A 16,826-nucleotide genomic window follows, 5' to 3' on the forward strand; every position below is an offset into this window, starting at 1 on the left:
ACCGACGAGGAGTGACCATGACCGACGCACCGTCCGCCGATCACCCCGCCCCTGAGACCGCAGCCTCGGCAGCGAGCGACGCTCCCGTGGCCGCCACGCGATGGGCGCGCAGCCTCAGATTCGTGCGGACGGTGCTCTCGCGGGTTCCTGCCACCTGGCTCTTGATCGGTGTCCTTCTGGGTGCCGGTCTCATCACGGGCGGCCTGTGGCGGCCGATCGCGGGACATCCGCTCTACGAGCACCTCGCGTACGGGCTGCCGTCCTTCGAGAAGGGACGCTGGTGGACACCCCTCAGCGGCACCTTCCTCCTCGACACGCCGATCGCGTACCCGATCATCATCCTGGGCTTCTGGGGGATGGCGTACCTCGAGTGGAAGCGCGGCACGCGCGTCGCCCTCGCCTACTTCTTCGGCGGCCAGCTGTTCGCGATCCTCGGCGCCGCGTTCCTCCTGTGGAGCGCCGTCACTCTCGCGCCCGACTGGGCCTGGGCGGCGAAGGAGGCGGCATCCGTCGATGTCGGCCCGAGCGGCGGTCTGTTCGCGTGCATCGCCGCGGCGATCACGGTCATGCCGTCGCCGTGGCGTCTGCGCGGATGGCTCGTCGTGCTCGCCTTCGTCATCGTGAACATGATGTTCTGGGGCTCGATCGACGACCTCGAACACCTGCTCGCGGTGCTCCTCGTGCTCGTCATCGACCGCTCGCTGAGGCCCCAGCGTTCGACCGTGCGCGAGCAGCGGCTCATCGTCTTCATCGGCACGCTCATGCTCGGCGCCCTCACGATCGTGACCCAGATCGTCCCGACGTACGGCCCCTTCGGAGCAACCATCGTCGATGAAGCGGATGCCTCGTGGGTGTCCACCGCGATCAGCGCCGTCGTGATCCTGCTGGTCGCGAACGGACTGCGGCGGGGACGCCACTGGGCGTGGGTGGTCAGCGTCGTCGTGGCATCCCTCAACATCTTCGTCGCGCTCCTGCTGCTGCTCACCATCGGGCTCGTGGGCTGGGAGGAGGTGGCCGACACCGCCAACGATGGATCGGTGGGCCTCGTCTTGGCGACGGCCGTCATCTGGGCGATCTACCTCGTCTACCTCGCGCTCGTCCGCGGTGCGTTCCGTGCCCGGCCACGCCACCCGCTCGGCTCCGGGAGTGCGGCAGGATCCGCGACGCAGCCGAGCGTCGATGAGGTGAAGGCCCTCATCCGGTCGTCCGGGGGAGGCACGCTCTCGTGGATGGCGACGTGGGACGGCAACGACTACCTGCGCACGTCCACCGGCGTCGTGCCATACCAGCGTCACGCCGGTGTCGCGATCGCGCTCGCCGATCCTCTGGGCCCGGCATCGGGCCGTGCGCAGTCGGTCGTCGACTTCGTGGATGCCGCGCAGCATGCCGGTCTCGTCCCCGCATTCTTCAGTGCGAGCGAGGCGACGCGCGACGCGCTGCCGGACGGGTGGCGCAGTCTCGTCGTCGCAGATGACTCGATCGTGGATCTCGAAGGACTGCAGTTCACCGGCAAGCGCTGGAACAACGTGCGCACCGCGATGAACAAGGCGGGCCGCGAGGAGATGACGTTCCGGATGACGCGGCTCAAGGACGAATCGTGGGGCGTGCAGGCCCAGATCCGGGCGATCTCGGAGATGTGGGTCGGCGACAAGGGCCTGCCCGAAATGGGCTTCACCCTCGGCTCGCTGACCGAGGCCGCCGATCCGGAGGTCCGGCTGGCGCTCGCGCTCTCGCCCGCCGGCGACGTCGACGGCTTCCTCTCCTGGCTCCCGGTCTACGGTGGCGACGGCCGCATCGACGGGTGGACCCTGGATCTCATGCGCCGACGCGAGGGCGGCTTCGGTTCGGTGATGGAGTTTCTCATCGGCTCGTCTGCGAAGCAGTTCTCCGACGAGGGCGCGCGTCTCATGTCGCTTTCCGGCGCACCGCTCGCGCACGACTATCCCGAGGATGCCGGGGTCATCGCCGTCCTCGCCGACCGCCTCGGCGACACCCTGGAACCGGTCTACGGCTTCGCGTCGCTGCACCGCTTCAAGGAGAAGTTCAACCCCCGCTACGAGACGATGTACCTCCTCTACCGCGACGAGGCCGACATCGCACGGATCGCGGCAGCCTTGACGCGGGCGTTCCTCCCGGATGCCACGCTCCGCCAGTTCGCGGGAGCGGGGATCGAACTCGTCTCCGGCCGCTGAGGGGTCGCGCCGCGGACGCGCACGCCGTGTCGGAGCCCGGCGATAGCATGGACCGTCCCCACTCTCTCACCGGAGAACGCGCATGCTCGGAACGATCCTGGTCCGTTATCTGCGGGCCTACCCGTGGTGGCTCGCGGGCGTACTGGTCTTCCAGTTCGCCTCCGCGATGGCCTCGCTCTACCTGCCCCGGCTGAACGCCGACATCATCGACCACGGCGTCGCCACCGGTGACACGGGCTACATCTGGTCGCGCGGGGTGTTCATGCTCGCGATCGCGTTCGGACAGATCGTGGCATCCGTCATCGCGACCTACTTCGCCGCGCGGGCCGCGATGAGCGTCGGCCGCGACATCCGCCGCGACGTCTACGAGAAGGTGAGCGGATTCTCGGAGCGCGAAGTGTCGACATTCGGCGCGGGAACGCTCATCACGCGCAACACGAACGACGTCCAGCAGGTGCAGATGCTCGCGATGATGGGCGCGACGATGCTCGTCACGGCGCCGCTGCTCGCGATCGGCGGCATCATCATGGCGCTGCAGCAGGATGTCGGTCTCAGTTGGCTCATCGGGGTCGCGGTGCCCGTGCTGCTCATCATCGCCGTGGCGATCATCAGTCGCATGGTGCCACTGTTCCGCCAGTACCAGGGCAAGCTCGACGGCGTGAACCGCGTCATGCGTGAGCAGTTGACCGGCGTCCGCGTCGTCCGCGCGTTCGTCCGCGAACGCATCGAAGAGGCGCGCTTCCGCGCCGCCAACACCGACATCATGATCGTCGGCCGCAAGGTCGGGTCTCTGTTCGTCCTGATGTTCCCGCTGGCCATGCTGGTCCTCAACATCACCGTCGTGGGCGTCATCTGGTTCGGCGGCATCCAGGTGGATGCCGGACACGTGCAGATCGGCACGCTGTTCGCATTCATGCAGTACGTCGGCCAGATCCTCATGGGCGTGCTCATGGCGACGTTCATGACGATCATGATCCCGCGGGCGGCGGTCTCGGCCGACCGCATCGGCGAGGTGCTGGAGTCGACGGACGCGCTGGCTCGCCCCGCCGAGCCCGTGACGCAGTTCCCGGCGCCGGGCACCGTCGTCTTCGACGACGTGTCCTTCACCTACCCGGGTGCGGAAGCCCCCGTCCTCGAGGGCATCTCGTTCCGCGCGGATGCCGGTGAAACGGTCGCGATCGTCGGCTCGACCGGTTCGGGCAAGACGACGCTCGTCTCGCTCATCCCGCGCCTGTTCGACGTGACCGGCGGCACCGTCCGCGTCGGCGGCGTCGACGTGCGTGACGCCGATCTCGACCGCATGTGGCAGGGGATCGGCTACGTGCCGCAGAAGGCGTTCCTGTTCACCGGAACCGTCGCATCCAATCTGCGGTTCGGTCGCGAGGACGCCACGGACGACGACCTGTGGCACGCGCTCGAGATCGCGCAGGGCAAGGACTTCGTCGCAGAGATGCCCGGCGGCCTCGACGCGCGCATCGCGCAGGGCGGCACGAACGTTTCCGGCGGTCAGCGGCAGCGCCTGTCGATCGCGCGCGCGATCGCGCACCGCCCCGACATCCTCGTCTTCGACGACTCGTTCTCGGCGCTCGACGTCGCCACCGACGCCCGCCTTCGGCATGCCCTGTGGCGAGAATTGCCGGACGTGACCAAGATCGTGGTCGCTCAGCGCGTCTCGACGATCGTCGAGGCCGACCGCATCATCGTCCTCGACGACGGCCGGATGGTCGGGGCGGGAACCCACGACGAGCTCCTCGCCACCAACGAGACCTACCGCGAGATCGTCCAGTCACAGCTGGGGGTGGACGCATGAGCGCCCCGAACACTGCGGCGCTCTCCGAAGAGGAGCGCTACGAGCTGGAACTCGCCGAACAGGCGCGTCTGAACTCCGGCAGCTGGGACTCGGTCGCACCCGGAAAGGCCGCGAACTTCCAGCAGAGCTTCTTCCGCATGATCGGTCTCCTCGGACCGTATAAGTGGTGGTTCGTCTTCGTCTCGGTGCTCGGTGCCATCGGGGTCGTGCTCGCCGTGATCGCCCCGAAGGTGCTCGGCGAGGCGACGAACGTGATCTTCGAAGGCGTCGTCTCCTCCGCTCTCGGAGGCCAGTTCCCTGCCGGAACGACGCAGGCGCAGGTCGTCGACGCGCTGCGCGCAGCGGACCAGAACGATATCGCGAACATCGTCGCGGCGATGCAGAACTTCCAGGTCGGGGCGGGTGTCGACTTCGAGCGACTCAAGTGGGTGCTCGTCGCCGTCATGGCGATCTACATCGTGTCGGCGGTACTGACGTGGCTGCAGGGGTACGTCATCAACATCATCATGGTGCGCACGATGTGGCGACTGCGCGAAGCGGTCGAGGCGAAGATCAACCGGCTGCCGCTGTCGTATTTCGACCGCGTGCAGCGGGGTGAACTCATCTCGCGGGTCACCAACGACATCGACAACATCACCCAGACGATGCAGCAGTCGCTCTCCACGGCTGTCACGAACATCCTCACGGTCGTCGGCGTGCTGGTGATGATGTTCTCGATCTCGTGGCAGCTCGCGATCGTTGCGCTCATCGCCCTTCCGCTCATGGCTGTCGTCTTCGGCATCATCGGCCCGAAGTCGCAGAAGGCGTTCACGGCGCAGTGGCGCAAGGTCGGCCGCCTCAACGCGCGCGTGGAGGAGTCGTTCTCGGGTCACGCGCTCGTGCGCGTCTTCGGGCGAGAGGAGGACGCGCGCGCGAAGTTCCAGGAAGAGAACGAGGAGCTCTACCAGGCCGCGTTCAGGGCCCAGTTCCTCTCCGGCCTCATGATGCCCGCCATGATGTTCATCGGCTCGCTCAGCTACGTCGGCATCGCGGTACTCGGGGGCCTCATGGTCGCGTCGGGTCAGCTGCGCCTCGGTGACGTGCAGGCCTTCATCCAGTACTCGCAGCAGTTCACCCAGCCGCTCAGCGAGCTGGGTGGCATGGCTGCGGTCGTGCAGTCCGGAACGGCGTCGGCCGAGCGCGTCTTCGAGCTGCTCGACGAAGAGGAGCAGGCGCCCGATGCCGAGGACGCGCCCACGATCGAGGACGGGGCCGGCGTCATCGAGTTCGAGCACGTCGCCTTCGGCTACGCGCCCGACAAGCCGCTGATCCGCGACCTGTCATTCCGCGTGGAGCCGGGCCAGACGGTCGCGATCGTCGGCCCGACCGGCGCCGGCGAGACGACGCTCGTGAACCTGCTGATGCGCTTCTATGAGCTCGACGGCGGGCGGATCCTCCTCGACGGTCAGGACATCGCCGAGCTGACACGTGACGACGTGCGCTCCCGCACCGGCATGGTGCTGCAGGACCCGTGGCTGTTCGCCGGCACGATTCGCGAGAACATCCGCTACGGCAACGAAGAGGCCTCCGACGTGGAGATCTATGAAGCCGCCGTCGCGACGCGCGTCGATCGCTTCGTCCATACCCTCCCCGACGGGTACGACACGATGCTCGACGAGGATGCCGCGAACGTCTCGGCGGGCGAGAAGCAGCTGCTGACGATCGCGCGCGCCTTCGTGGCATCCCCGAGCGTGCTCATCCTCGATGAGGCGACGAGCTCGGTCGACACGCGCACGGAGCTTCTTCTGCAGCACGCCATGGCGGCGCTGCGGGAGGGCCGCACGTCGTTCGTCATCGCGCACCGGCTCTCGACGATCCGCGACGCCGACCTCATCCTCGTGATGGAGCACGGCGACATCGTCGAGAAGGGCACGCATGACGAGCTCATCGCGGCGGAGGGTGCATACTGGCGCCTCTATCGCGCCCAGTTCGAACGCGCGGCCACGGAGGACGAGACCGCCGCCGGCACGACGACGACGGAGGATTCCGAATGACGTCCCTCGAGCCCCGCCGACGCACCCCGCGCTTCGTGCTCGCGTGCATCGGTGTCGGCCTCGCGGCGGGCCTGCTCTCCGGCCTGTTCGGCGTCGGCGGCGGCACCGTCATCGTCCCGATGCTGGTGCTGATCCTCGCGTACGGGCAGAAGCTCGCCTCCGGCACGTCGCTCGCCGCGATCGTGCCGACAGCGGCGGTGGGCGTGATCTCCTACGCCGTCCACGACTCGGTCGCGTGGATCCCCGCGGTCATCCTCGCGGTCGGGTCCGTTGCGGGAGCGCAGATCGGTACGTGGATGCTGCAGAAGCTGCCCGTGGCCGTCATCCGGTGGGGGTTCATCGCCTTCCTCCTCGTCGTCGTCGTGATGCTCTTCATCGTGATCCCGTCCCGCGACGCCAGCCTCGAGGTCACGTGGATCACCGCGCCGGGCCTCGTCGTGCTCGGCCTCGTCACCGGCATCCTCTCGGGCCTCCTCGGCGTCGGCGGTGGGATCATCGTCGTCCCGGCGCTCATCCTGCTGTTCGGCACGAGCGACCTGATCGCCAAGGGCACGTCGCTGCTCATGATGATCCCGACGGCGATCTCCGGCACGATCGGCAACCTCCGTCGCAACAACGTCGACCTGCCCGCCGCCGCGCTGATCGGGGTAGCCGCCTGTACGACGACGGCGCTCGGGGCCTGGATCGCGACACTCCTCGATCCGCTCGCGGCCAACATCCTCTTCGCAGTGTTCATCGTCTTCATCGCGACGCAGATGGCGGTGCGCGCCATCCGCGCACGTCGCACCGACCGGTGAGGCGTGCGTCGGCTCGGTAGGATCGGAACGTGTCTGTGAACCCCGAGCTGGTCGGCCGTGCCTTCGCGCCGACGGTGCCTTACCTCGTCGGACGCGAAAAGGTGCGTGAGTTCGCGCGCGCCGTCTTCGCCACCGACCCGCAGCACGTCGACCCCGCCGCCGCTCAGCAGCTCGGGTACCCCGACGTCGTCGCGCCGCCCACTTTCGCGATGGTCATCCAGGACCTCACCTTGCAGCAGCTCCTTTCCGAGCCCGGCTCGGGCATCGCCCTCGAGCAGACGGTGCACGCCGAGCAGCGCTTCCACTACTCGCGCCCCATCGTCGCGGGCGACGAGCTCGTCGGGGAGCTGCGTGTGACCAAGGTGCGCCCGTTCGGCAAGGGTGCGATGGTCACGAGCGAGACCGAGATCACGGATGCCGACGGAGCGCACGTCGTGACCGCCAGCTCCGTGCTGCTCATCGGAGGTGAGGTCTCGTGAGCGCGCTCACCGCGGCATCCCTCACCGTCGGCGACGTCGTGGCCGAGCGCTCCGTTCACCTCACCCGCGAGGCGCTCGTGCGGTACGCGGGTGCGTCGGGGGACTTCAACCCGATCCACTACCGCGACGACGTCGCGGCCGCGGTGGGGCTGCCGGGAGTGCTCGCGCACGGCATGCTGACGATGGGTCTCGGCGTCGAGACGATCGTGCCCTGGCTCGGCGACGCCGGTCGGATCGTCGAGTACGGCGTCCGGTTCACGCGCCCCGTCGTCGTGGATGCCGAGGAAGGCGCCGACCTCCACGTGGTCGCCACGGTCGGCGCCCTGACGGATGCCGAGGCGCGCATCGATCTCACCGTCACGGCGGCCGAGACCACCGTGCTCGGCAAGGCTCAGGTGCGCGTGCGCCTGGACGGCTGACGTGCCCGAGATCGCTCCGCTTGCCCTCGCCGAGCTCACTACGCTGCGCGTCGGGGGGCGTCCGCGACGCGTGATCGAGGCGCGTACACGCGATGATCTCGTCGATGCGCTGCGCGAGACGTGGTCGACGGGAGACGACTGGCTCGTCGTCGGGGGCGGCTCCAACCTCCTCGTCGGCGACGAGGAGTTCGATGGCACCGTCGTGCTCGTGCGCACGCAGGGGATCGAGCGCCTCCCCTCGCCCCGCGCGGGCTTCGTACGCGTGCGCGTCGAGGCCGGGCACGGCTGGGATGACCTCGTCGCGTACGCCGCGGCCGAAGGTCTGTCGGGGATCGTCGCGATGTCCGGCATCCCCGGCACGGTGGGCGCTGCGCCCGTGCAGAACATCGGTGCGTACGGACAGGAGATCGTCGAGACGCTCATCGAGGTCGAACTGATCGACGAGGCGACGGGAGACGTCTCCGTCGTTCCCGCCGTCGAGCTGGGTCTCGGGTTCCGCACTTCGGTCCTGAAGAACCACTACGGCTCGGTCGCGGAGCGTTCGGCGGTCGTGTTGTCGGTCACGCTCGAACTGCGCGAGGTCGGACACGGCCCGTTCGCGCTCTCAGGTGCGCAGCTGCGTCAGGCCCTCGGCGTCGCCGAGGACGAGGGCGTGACGCTCGAGTGGGTGCGTCAGACGGTGCTCGCCACGCGCGCGCGCAAGGGCATGGTCCTCGACGATGCCGACCCCGACACCTACAGTGCGGGTTCGTTCTTCCAGAACGCCATCGTCTCGGCATCCTTCGCTCGCACGCTGCCGCCGGAGTGCCCGCGCTGGCCGGTCTCGACGACCGCGGCCCCGCTGGAGGTGGCTGACCGGGTGATCCCTCTCGCCTCCTACGACGGATACGTGCCGCCGCCCGTCTCCGCGCAGCCGGATGTGAAGGTCAGCGCGGCCTGGCTCATCGAGCACTCGGGGCTGCGTAAGGGGTTCCACCTCCCGCGCTCGCGTGCCGGCCTCTCCACGAAGCACGCCCTCGCCCTGACCAATCGCGGATCGGCCACGGCCGAGGAGATCGCCGAGCTCGCCCGCTACATCCAGAGCCGCGTGCAGAGCGAGTTCGGCCTCGTCCTGCAGCCCGAGCCGGTGCTCGTGGGCGTCGAGCTCTAGCCGCTCCGGGCTGACCTCGGCATCCACCAGATTCGCAGAATCGCAGCAGAATCGGATGCCGCGGTCGCAGCCGTGCGGATCCGTTGCGATTCTGCGCATCCGTTGCGCGGCCACGGGCGCCAGCCCGCGACCGCGCGCGGCGATCAGCCGAACAGGCGCTGCAGGCGCTGGACCCCTTCGAGCAGCTGGTCGTCGCCCAGCGCGTACGACAGGCGCAGGTAGCCCGACGGGCCGAAGGCCTCGCCCGGCACGACCGCGACCTCGGCGGCGTCGAGGATCAGGTCGGCGAGTTCGAGCGACGACGTCACGTTCCGCCCGGCCCATTCGCGGCCGAGGAGCCCCGTGACATCGGGGTACACGTAGAACGCGCCGAGCGGGTTCGGCACGGTGACCCCGGGGATCTTCGCGAGCTCGGCGACGATGAGCTTGCGCCGACGGTCGAAAGCCTGGCGCATCTGCTCGGCCTCGGTCTGGGGCCCGGTGAGCGCCGCGAGCGCTGCGCGCTGCGCGACGTTGTTGACATTCGAGGACAAGTGCGACTGCAGGTTCCCGGCGACCTTGATCACGTCGGCGGGGCCGACCATCCAGCCCACGCGCCAGCCCGTCATGGCGTAGGTCTTCGCGACGCCGTTGACGAGGATCGTCTGACCGGCGAGCTCCGGGACCGCCTCGACGATCGAGACTGCGCGGGCACCCTCGTAGACGAGGTTCTGGTAGATCTCGTCGCTGATCACCCAGATGCCGTGCTCCAGCGCCCACTGACCGATCGCGCGGGTCTCCTCGGGCGTGTACACCGAGCCGGTGGGGTTCGACGGCGAGACGAAGACGAGCGCCGTCGTTTTCTCGGTGCGGGCCGCTTCGAGCTGCTCGACGGTGACCTTGTAGTCCTGATCGGCTCCGGCGAAGACCTCGACAGGCGTGCCGTCGGCCAGCGCGATCGCCTCGGGGTACGTCGTCCAATAGGGCGCCGGAAGCAGCACCTCGTCGCCCGGGTTCACGACGGCCTGGAACGCCTGATAGACGGCCTGCTTGCCGCCGTTGGTGACGATCACCTGCGCGGGGGAGACGTCGAGGCCCGAGTCGCGCAGCGTCTTCGCGGCGATCGCTTCGCGGAGGACCGGGAGCCCCGCGGCGGGCGTGTAGCGGAAGTTCGCCGGGTCGCGCAGGGCCTCGGCCGCGGCATCCACGATGAACTGCGGCGTCGCGAAGTCGGGCTCGCCGGCGGCGTAGGAGATGACCGGCTTGCCCTCGGCCTTCAGCGCTTTCGCCTTCGCATCGACCTTGAGGGTCGCGGACTCGGCGATGGCGGAGAGTTTGCGGGACAGTGGTGCGCGTTCGGTCACACGAACAGCGTAGTCGCCGGGTCGCGCCGGGCGGGATCAGTCGCGCGTGCCGAAAAGGCCGGTGCCGTACTTCGTGAGCGCCTCGTACGCCTCGCCGTAGGTCTTGGGGATGTGCGCGTCACGGTCGAACTGCGACATCAGCAGACCCAGCAGCCCGCGCGCGGGCGAGGTCAGCGGGCGTTTCTTGTGGGTCTTCGTCGTGTGCTCTGCGACGGCCTCGGGATTCGGCGGCTTCCACAGCGACGTCGGACGCGGCCAGGTGTACGGCTGGCGCGGTGCCGCCGAGTTGATCGCGTTGTAGATGGGGTTCGCCCCGGCATCCCGCGCGTTCAAGGGCTTCAGCCCGTGCTGTCGGCACAGCGTGTTGATGACCGCGCCGTGGTGCATCTCGTCGTGGATGACGGTGCCCGCCGCGGTGTACGCGCTCACGACGATCGCGGGGACGCGGACGCCGAGCCGGTCGAAGGCGAAGCCCATCTCGCCCTCGTCTCCGGTCGTCGGCGGCGTCGTGGTCGGCGGTGGAACGTGATCGAACGTGCCGCCGTGCTCGTCGAAGGTCACGACGAGGGCGGTGTTCATGGCGTTCGATCCCTGCGCGCTCGTCGAGGTGCGGATGGCGTCGTAGATGTCCTGCAGCAGCTTGTCGCCGGCGCGCACATCGGAGTACGCGCTGTTGTCGAGCTGGAGCGTCGAGCCGTCGTCGAGGGTGATCTCGCCGTCGCGCAGCTCGCCCCACGGTGGATGCATGTCGTTGTGGTTGAAGATCATGCGCGGTTCGACGAAGGCGTATGCCGGGAGGTTGCCGTTCTCGACATCGTCGTAGAACTGCGTCATGTCGCGGAAGTTCGTCTTCCAGTACCGGCGCAGCACGGAGGCGTGCAGCATGCCCGTCATCGAGACGAGCTGGGTCGGGTCGTAGTAGACCCGCCACGGGATGCCCGCCTCTTCCAGGCGATTGAAGATCGTCGGCGCAGCCGGGGCGTTGATCCACTTCTCGTAATCGTCGCCGTTGTGGTTCGTGACGTACCCGTGCGATGTCGACGCGTGGAAGAAGGAGCGATTGCAGAACGTCTGCGACGGGACCGCCGCGAACCAGTTGTCGTAGACGGCGAACTCACGGGCGAGCGTCGAGAGCACCGGCAGCATATCCGGGCTGAAGCTGCCCATCGCGACCCGGTACTCCTCGGGCGTCGGCTCCTGCCGCTTCGCCAGGCGGTAGTTGACGATGTAGTCGTGCACGAAGCCGGAGTTCGTCGGGATCTGCTCGGGCTGCGGGTTGTTGAACGGGGCCGACATCGGATGCTGCAGGAGCTGCGCGTTCGTCGGCGGATCGATGATGCCGAATAGTTGCGTGTTCACGTGCGGGTAGGTCTCGCCGGGGTCGGGCTGCGGCTGCTGCATGATGTGGTCGGTCGTGCCCTGGTAGATGAAGGGTGCGATCAGCTTGCCGTCGGGCGCTGCGTTCGCGTACGCACCCTGCGGGATCCCGTCGAAGTCCGCGGCGGACTTCTCCGCGGACGAGTACAGGTGGCCGAGCACGTTGTCGAAGCTGCGGTTCTCGAACATCAGCACGACGATGTGATCGAATCCGGGCGCATGACGCGGCGTGAGCGGTGCGAACTCCGGTGGATGCACCGTCACCGCCGTCGTCACCGCGGCGGCTGCCGATCCGCCGATCGCGAGTCCGGCCGCACCGATGCCGGTGCGCCGCAGGAACTCGCGTCGGCTCGTCCGTGTGTCGTCGTCCATAGCGCCCATCGCACCTCCTCGCTCCCGCCCGGTCTCTGACAGTATCCGCTACTCTCGGCGCATGGCGCCCACCCTCGTGTTCGACCGATCCGCCCGCTATGGGGCCGCGATCGTCGCCATGCTCGTCGGCGGGTATCTCGGGGTCGCGACCGACTTCTCCTCCATCGTCCAGTCGGAGGTCTACGCCGGGACGATCGCCTCGGATGCGCCGCTGCTCAGCGCCGTGCAGTTCCTGCTCGTCCTCGGCTCGATGCTCGCGGGGGTCGTTCTTCTGCCGACGTCGGGGTGGCGGCGGCTGGGTGCCTTCACGCTCGTGTGCGTCATCCTCCTCCTGTGGGTGACCTTCGGTCTACAGCACGCCGCGGGCAACGTCGTGCACCCGGTCACCTTCTGGCGTTTCGTGCTGGACCAGGGAGCGGTCGTCCTGCTCGCGGCCGTGGGCGGCTGGGTGATCGCACGCGGGCGGCATCCGTGGTCGTGGACGGTGGTCGTCCTCGCGATCGTCCCCGCCCTGGTCACCCCGATCCTCGTCGAGCACTCCTTCCCGTCGAGCGCGATCGCCCTCATCTCGCAGGGGATCGTCGCGGTCGTCGGGCTCGGTGCGGTCTGGCTCGCCGTGTGGATCGACCGGCGCCTCACGCGTCGTGCGCGCACGGTGGAGGTCTCCGACACGAGTGAAGGGCCGGATGCCGCGGCATCCGACCCCTCACTTTCCCTCGAGGATCAGTCCTCGTCGGTCAGGTAGTCCGCGTACGCGACGAGCGTCAGGAACGTCGGGAAGTCCTCGCCGAGCGCGACCTGCTCGAAGATGGTCGCGGCGTCGTCGAAGCGGTCGCCCTCGAAGCGCGTGACCTCTTCGAGCGTGCGCGTGATGAGGCCCTCGATGTACTCGCGCGTGATCTTGGTGCCGTCCTCGGTCGAGCGGTCCTGGTGGATCCACTGCCACACCTGCGAGCGCGAGATCTCGGCGGTCGCGGCATCCTCCATGAGGTTGTCGATCGCCACGGCGCCGAGGCCGCGCAGCCACGCCTCGATGTAGCGGATGCCGACGGACACGTTCGCGTACACGCCCGCCGCCGTGATCGGCAGGCCGATGTGCACGTCGATGAGCTGCTCGGCCCGCACCGACACCTCGGGGCGCTGACGGTCGACCTGGTTGGGGCGCTCGCCGAGCACGGCATCGAACTCCGCCTGGGCCACCGGGATCAGATCCGGGTGCGCCACCCACGTGCCGTCGAAGCCGTCGCCGGCCTCGCGCTTCTTGTCGGCCGACACCTTCTCGAACGCCCGCGCCGTCACCTCCGGGTCGCGACGGTTCGGGATGAAGGCGCTCATGCCGCCGATCGCGAATGCGCCGCGCTTGTGGCACGTCTGCACGAGCAGCTCGGTGTAGGCCCGCATGAACGGCACGGTCATCGTCACCTGGCTGCGGTCGGGCAGGACGAACCGGGCGCCGCGGCCACGGTAGTTCTTGATCATCGAGAAGATGTAGTCCCACCGGCCCGCGTTCAGGCCCGCGATGTGGTCGCGCAGTTCGAAGAGGATCTCCTCCATCTCGAACGCGGCAGGCAGCGTTTCGATCAGCACCGTCGCGCGGATCGTGCCGTGCGGAATGCCGACGTAGTCCTCGCTGAACGTGAAGACGTCGTCCCACAGCTTCGCCTCCTCCGATGACTCGATCTTCGGCAGGTAGAAGTACGGGCCGACCCCGTTGTCGATGAGGCGCTGCGCGTTGTGGAAGAAGTAAAGGCCGAAGTCGACGAGCGAGCCGGAAGCGGCGAGGGTGCGACCGGCGCGGTCGGTGAACTCGATGTGCTTCTCGGTGAGGTGCCAGCCACGCGGCCGCATCACGATCGTGGGTGTGCGCTCGGCCGTCACTTCGTACACCTTCCCCTCGGGGGAGGTGTACGACAACTGCCCGCGGATCGCGTCGTACAGTGACAGCTGACCCTCGATGACGTTGCGCCAGGTCGGGCTCGTGGCGTCCTCCTGGTCGGCGAGCCAGACACGCGCGCCGGAGTTCAGCGCATTGATCGTCATCTTCGGGTCGGTGGGACCGGTGATCTCCACCCGACGGTCCTCGAGGCCGGGGCCCGCGCCGGCGACCCGCCATTCGGCGTCTTCGCGGATGTGCGCGGTGTCGGACCGGAACTGCGGGTCGTGGCCGTTCCCGATCTCGAAGCGGCGGCGCATGCGGTCGGCGAGCCGGTCGTGACGGCGGCCCGCGAAACGCGCGTGCAGCTCCGAGAGGAACGCGAGCGCCTCGGGCGTGAGGATCTCCTCGTACCGTTCGCGGATCGGACCCGTGACGACGATCGCCGACGTCGGGATGGGCCCCGTCGTGGGGCGAGTGGTCGTTTCAGGCTCGATGCCCGTGGCGGTGGGAGTCATGGCCCTGTCTCTCTGTCTCGATCGTGCAATGGAGCGGCGCGTGTGGCCGTGACACCACTCTGAGTGAAGATTCGCGTCGTGCGTGACCAATTCCGGAGTGAATTTCTCAAGAAATTCATCTTCTGTGACAGAATGCCGCTCATGACGATGAACGCTCCCGCCGTCTCCGAGTCCACTGAGGAACCGGATGCCGCCGACGCCCTCACGATCGGCCGGCGCATCCGACAGCTGCGCTCTGCGCGCGGGATGACCCTCGAAGAACTTGCGACGGCTGTGGAGCGCGCCCCGAGCCAGCTGTCGATGATCGAGACGGGCAAGCGCGAGCCGAAGCTGACCCTCCTGCGCGCGATCGCGAAGGCGCTCGGCGCCACGGTCGACCAGCTGCTCGAGGCCGAGACGCTCGACGAGCGCGCGACGCTCGAGATCGCGCTCGAGCGGGCGATGAAGGGACCGACCTTCCAAGGGCTCGGGATCGACGCGTTCCGCATCGGCAAGACCCTCCCCGACGACGCGCTGCGCGCGATGCTCGCGCTCCACGGCGAGATCGAGCGTCTCGGCGACGAGCGGTCGGCGACCCCGGAAGAGGCACGGCGCGCCAACGTCGAGCTGCGGCACCTCATGCGTCGGCAGGACAACTACTTCGCCGAGCTCGAGGAGCATGCGCGCGGGGTCCTGCGCGCCGTCGATCACCCCGGCGGTCCCGTCACGCAGCGGACCGCTTCCGACATCGCGGCGCACCTCGGGTTCTCGTTGCACTACGTGGCCGACCTCCCGGCATCCACGCGATCCGTCGCGGACATCCGCAACGGCCGGCTCTACCTGTCGAGCACGGTGCCGGCGAAGGGCGATTCGCGGACGGCGGTGCTGCAGGCGCTCGCGAGCCGGATCCTCGGGCACAGCGAGCCGCGATCGTACGCCGAATTCCTGCGCCAGCGCGTCGAGACCAACTACCTGACCGGCGCGCTGCTGATCCCCGAGGATCATGCGGCGCCGGTGCTGCAGGATGCCAAGGCGCGCCGTGCGATCTCGATCGAGGACCTCCGCGACGCCTACTCGGTGTCGTACGAGACGGCCGCGCACCGGTTCACGAACCTCGCGACGCGACACCTCGGCATCCGGGTGCACTTCCTCAAGGTGCACGAGTCCGGCACGATCACGAAGGCCTACGAGAACGACGACGTCAACTTCCCCGCTGATCGACTCGGGTCGATCGAGGGCCAGATGTGCTGCCGCAGATGGACGAGCCGCGCCGTCTTCGACATCCCCGACAAGTTCAACCCGTACTACCAGTACACCGACACCGGCAACGGGACATACTGGTGCACCGCGCGCGTCGAGGCGTCGAGCGAGGGCGCGCACTCCGTCTCGGTCGGTGTGCGGTTCGACGACACGAAGTGGTTCGTCGGCCGTGAGACGACGAACCGGGGTGTATCGCGGCACGCCGTCGAGGTGTGCTGCCGCCGCCCCCCTGCGGAGCTGGAGGGTCAGTGGCGCGACCAGGCGTGGCCGAACGTGCGTACACCGCGGACGCTCCTCGCGACCCTGCCCACGGGTGCCTTCCCCGGGGTCGACACGACGGACCTGTACGAGTTCCTCGACGCGCACGCGCCGCGGCAGTGACAGCGCGCCGCATTGAGGCGAGCCTCGCCTGGCTGGCCGCGGTGGCGCACTCCTCGTAGCGTGAGGGCATGGCCCTTTCCACGCCCGCCGGCGCCCATCCCGATGAGCCGCACGCCCCCGGACTCGCGCAGCGCCTGAACTGGCTGCGCGCGGGGGTGCTCGGCGCCAACGACGGCATCGTTTCGACGGCCGCCGTCGTCGTCGGTGTCGCCGGCGCGACATCCGAAGTCATGCCCGTCCTCCTCGCGGGTTCCGCCGCGCTGGTGGGTGGCGCGATCTCAATGGCACTCGGGGAGTACGTCTCGGTCTCCAGCCAGCGCGACAGCGAGCACGCCCTCATCGAGAAGGAGCGCGGTGAGCTGCGCGCAGATCCCGAAGGCGAACTCGCGGAACTCGTCGGGCTCTACGAGAAGCAGGGCCTCAGCCCTGAGACGGCGGCGACCGTCGCCGCCGAGCTCACCGCAAAGGACGCCTTGAAAGCGCACCTGTCCGCTGAGCTGAACATCGACCAGGACGACGTCGTGAGCCCGTGGCACGCGGCTCTCGCCTCAGCGATCGCCTTCACGATCGGGGCGCTGCTGCCGATGGCGACGATCCTGCTCGTGCCGCACCCGACGCGGATCCTTGCGACGTTCGTCGCTGTGCTCCTCGCGCTCGCCGTGACGGGCTATGTCGCGGCCTGGATCGGTGGAGCGCGCCGCGGGCGCGCAGTCGTGCGCATCCTGATCGGCGGCGCGGTCGCGCTCGGAGCGACGTTCCTGGTCGGCACGCTGTTCGGCACGACCGTCGGGTGAGCGGAGCGCGGACGCAGTGCGTCCGCGTGGCATCCGCTATGCAAAGCAT

The 16,826-nt window shown here is 68.6% G+C and carries 13 protein-coding genes; 10 read left to right on the forward strand and 3 right to left on the reverse strand.

Annotated features, from left to right (window positions below):
- Positions 1 to 17 precede the first annotated feature (17 nt).
- The 7 genes from WFI52_RS00990 (at position 18) to WFI52_RS01020 (ending at position 8,880) form a co-directional block, all read left to right on the forward strand.
- Complete coding sequence (locus tag WFI52_RS00990) at positions 18 to 2,192, forward strand: bifunctional lysylphosphatidylglycerol flippase/synthetase MprF (RefSeq protein WP_336625436.1); 2,175 nt, start codon at positions 18 to 20, stop codon at positions 2,190 to 2,192.
- 82 nt (positions 2,193 to 2,274) lie between these two features.
- A complete protein-coding gene (locus WFI52_RS00995) occupies positions 2,275 to 4,002 on the forward strand; it encodes an ABC transporter ATP-binding protein (protein ID WP_336625435.1) in 1,728 nt (575 codons plus the stop codon).
- Positions 3,999 to 6,035 (forward strand): ABC transporter ATP-binding protein, encoded by a 2,037-nt coding sequence (locus WFI52_RS01000; RefSeq protein WP_336625434.1) that lies wholly within the window; start codon positions 3,999 to 4,001, stop codon positions 6,033 to 6,035. The genes WFI52_RS00995 and WFI52_RS01000 overlap by 4 nt, the downstream gene beginning before the upstream one ends.
- Positions 6,032 to 6,832 (forward strand): sulfite exporter TauE/SafE family protein, encoded by an 801-nt coding sequence (locus WFI52_RS01005; RefSeq protein ID WP_336625433.1) that lies wholly within the window; start codon positions 6,032 to 6,034, stop codon positions 6,830 to 6,832. The genes WFI52_RS01000 and WFI52_RS01005 overlap by 4 nt, the downstream gene beginning before the upstream one ends.
- A 29-nt stretch (positions 6,833 to 6,861) precedes the next feature.
- Positions 6,862 to 7,311 carry a MaoC family dehydratase N-terminal domain-containing protein gene (locus tag WFI52_RS01010; RefSeq protein ID WP_336625432.1) on the forward strand — a complete coding sequence of 150 codons (450 nt, stop codon included), beginning with the start codon at positions 6,862 to 6,864 and terminating at the stop codon, positions 7,309 to 7,311.
- A complete protein-coding gene (locus WFI52_RS01015) occupies positions 7,308 to 7,730 on the forward strand; it encodes a MaoC/PaaZ C-terminal domain-containing protein (RefSeq protein ID WP_336625431.1) in 423 nt (140 codons plus the stop codon). Before WFI52_RS01010 ends, WFI52_RS01015 begins: the two co-directional genes overlap by 4 nt.
- 1 nt (position 7,731) lies before the next feature.
- Positions 7,732 to 8,880 carry a UDP-N-acetylmuramate dehydrogenase gene (locus WFI52_RS01020; protein WP_336625430.1) on the forward strand — a complete coding sequence of 383 codons (1,149 nt, stop codon included), beginning with the start codon at positions 7,732 to 7,734 and terminating at the stop codon, positions 8,878 to 8,880.
- A gap of 143 nt (positions 8,881 to 9,023) precedes the next feature.
- On the opposite strand, the gene WFI52_RS01025 is transcribed toward WFI52_RS01020, so the two are convergent.
- Both WFI52_RS01025 and WFI52_RS01030 read right to left on the reverse strand, forming a co-directional pair.
- Positions 9,024 to 10,223, reverse strand: a complete 1,200-nt coding sequence (locus WFI52_RS01025; RefSeq protein ID WP_336625429.1) for a pyridoxal phosphate-dependent aminotransferase — start codon at positions 10,221 to 10,223, stop codon at positions 9,024 to 9,026.
- Between the two features lie 36 nt (positions 10,224 to 10,259).
- Complete coding sequence (locus WFI52_RS01030; RefSeq protein ID WP_336625428.1) at positions 10,260 to 11,972, reverse strand: alkaline phosphatase family protein; 1,713 nt, start codon at positions 11,970 to 11,972, stop codon at positions 10,260 to 10,262.
- Positions 11,973 to 12,033: 61 nt separating this feature from the next.
- Here WFI52_RS01030 and WFI52_RS01035 point away from each other — a divergent pair, with 61 nt between their 5' ends.
- Positions 12,034 to 12,717, forward strand: coding sequence for a hypothetical protein (locus WFI52_RS01035; RefSeq protein WP_336625427.1), 684 nt, complete (start codon positions 12,034 to 12,036; stop codon positions 12,715 to 12,717).
- Here WFI52_RS01035 and aceB read toward each other — a convergent pair.
- Positions 12,696 to 14,363, reverse strand: coding sequence for a malate synthase A (gene aceB / locus WFI52_RS01040; RefSeq protein WP_336625426.1), 1,668 nt, complete (start codon positions 14,361 to 14,363; stop codon positions 12,696 to 12,698). The two genes, WFI52_RS01035 and aceB, sit on opposite strands and share 22 nt — an antisense overlap.
- 141 nt (positions 14,364 to 14,504) lie before the next feature.
- Here aceB and WFI52_RS01045 point away from each other — a divergent pair, with 141 nt between their 5' ends.
- Positions 14,505 to 15,983 (forward strand): helix-turn-helix domain-containing protein, encoded by a 1,479-nt coding sequence (locus WFI52_RS01045; protein WP_442927656.1) that lies wholly within the window; start codon positions 14,505 to 14,507, stop codon positions 15,981 to 15,983.
- A gap of 68 nt (positions 15,984 to 16,051) precedes the next feature.
- The gene (locus tag WFI52_RS01050; protein ID WP_336625425.1) at positions 16,052 to 16,777 is read left to right on the forward strand and encodes a VIT1/CCC1 transporter family protein; all 726 of its coding nucleotides are present in this window, start codon (positions 16,052 to 16,054) and stop codon (positions 16,775 to 16,777) included.
- The last annotated feature ends 49 nt before the right edge of the window (positions 16,778 to 16,826 follow it).

The organism is Microbacterium sp. MMO-20, assembly GCF_037147735.1.
Classification (GTDB): Bacteria; Actinomycetota; Actinomycetes; order Actinomycetales; family Microbacteriaceae; genus Microbacterium.

What these genes read in the sequence shown, in the direction of transcription:
- WFI52_RS01005 (WP_336625433.1), top strand. Translation starts at nt 6,032, where the DNA reads ATGACGTCCCTCGAGCCCCGCCGACGCACCCCGCGCTTCGTGCTCGCG.
- WFI52_RS01045 (WP_442927656.1), top strand. Translation starts at nt 14,505, where the DNA reads ATGACGATGAACGCTCCCGCCGTCTCCGAGTCCACTGAGGAACCGGAT.
- WFI52_RS01035 (WP_336625427.1), top strand. Translation starts at nt 12,034, where the DNA reads ATGGCGCCCACCCTCGTGTTCGACCGATCCGCCCGCTATGGGGCCGCG.
- WFI52_RS00990 (WP_336625436.1), top strand. Translation starts at nt 18, where the DNA reads ATGACCGACGCACCGTCCGCCGATCACCCCGCCCCTGAGACCGCAGCC.
- aceB (WP_336625426.1), bottom strand. Translation starts at nt 14,363, where the DNA reads ATGACTCCCACCGCCACGGGCATCGAGCCTGAAACGACCACTCGCCCC.
- WFI52_RS01050 (WP_336625425.1), top strand. Translation starts at nt 16,052, where the DNA reads ATGGCCCTTTCCACGCCCGCCGGCGCCCATCCCGATGAGCCGCACGCC.
- WFI52_RS01030 (WP_336625428.1), bottom strand. Translation starts at nt 11,972, where the DNA reads ATGGACGACGACACACGGACGAGCCGACGCGAGTTCCTGCGGCGCACC.
- WFI52_RS01000 (WP_336625434.1), top strand. Translation starts at nt 3,999, where the DNA reads ATGAGCGCCCCGAACACTGCGGCGCTCTCCGAAGAGGAGCGCTACGAG.
- WFI52_RS00995 (WP_336625435.1), top strand. Translation starts at nt 2,275, where the DNA reads ATGCTCGGAACGATCCTGGTCCGTTATCTGCGGGCCTACCCGTGGTGG.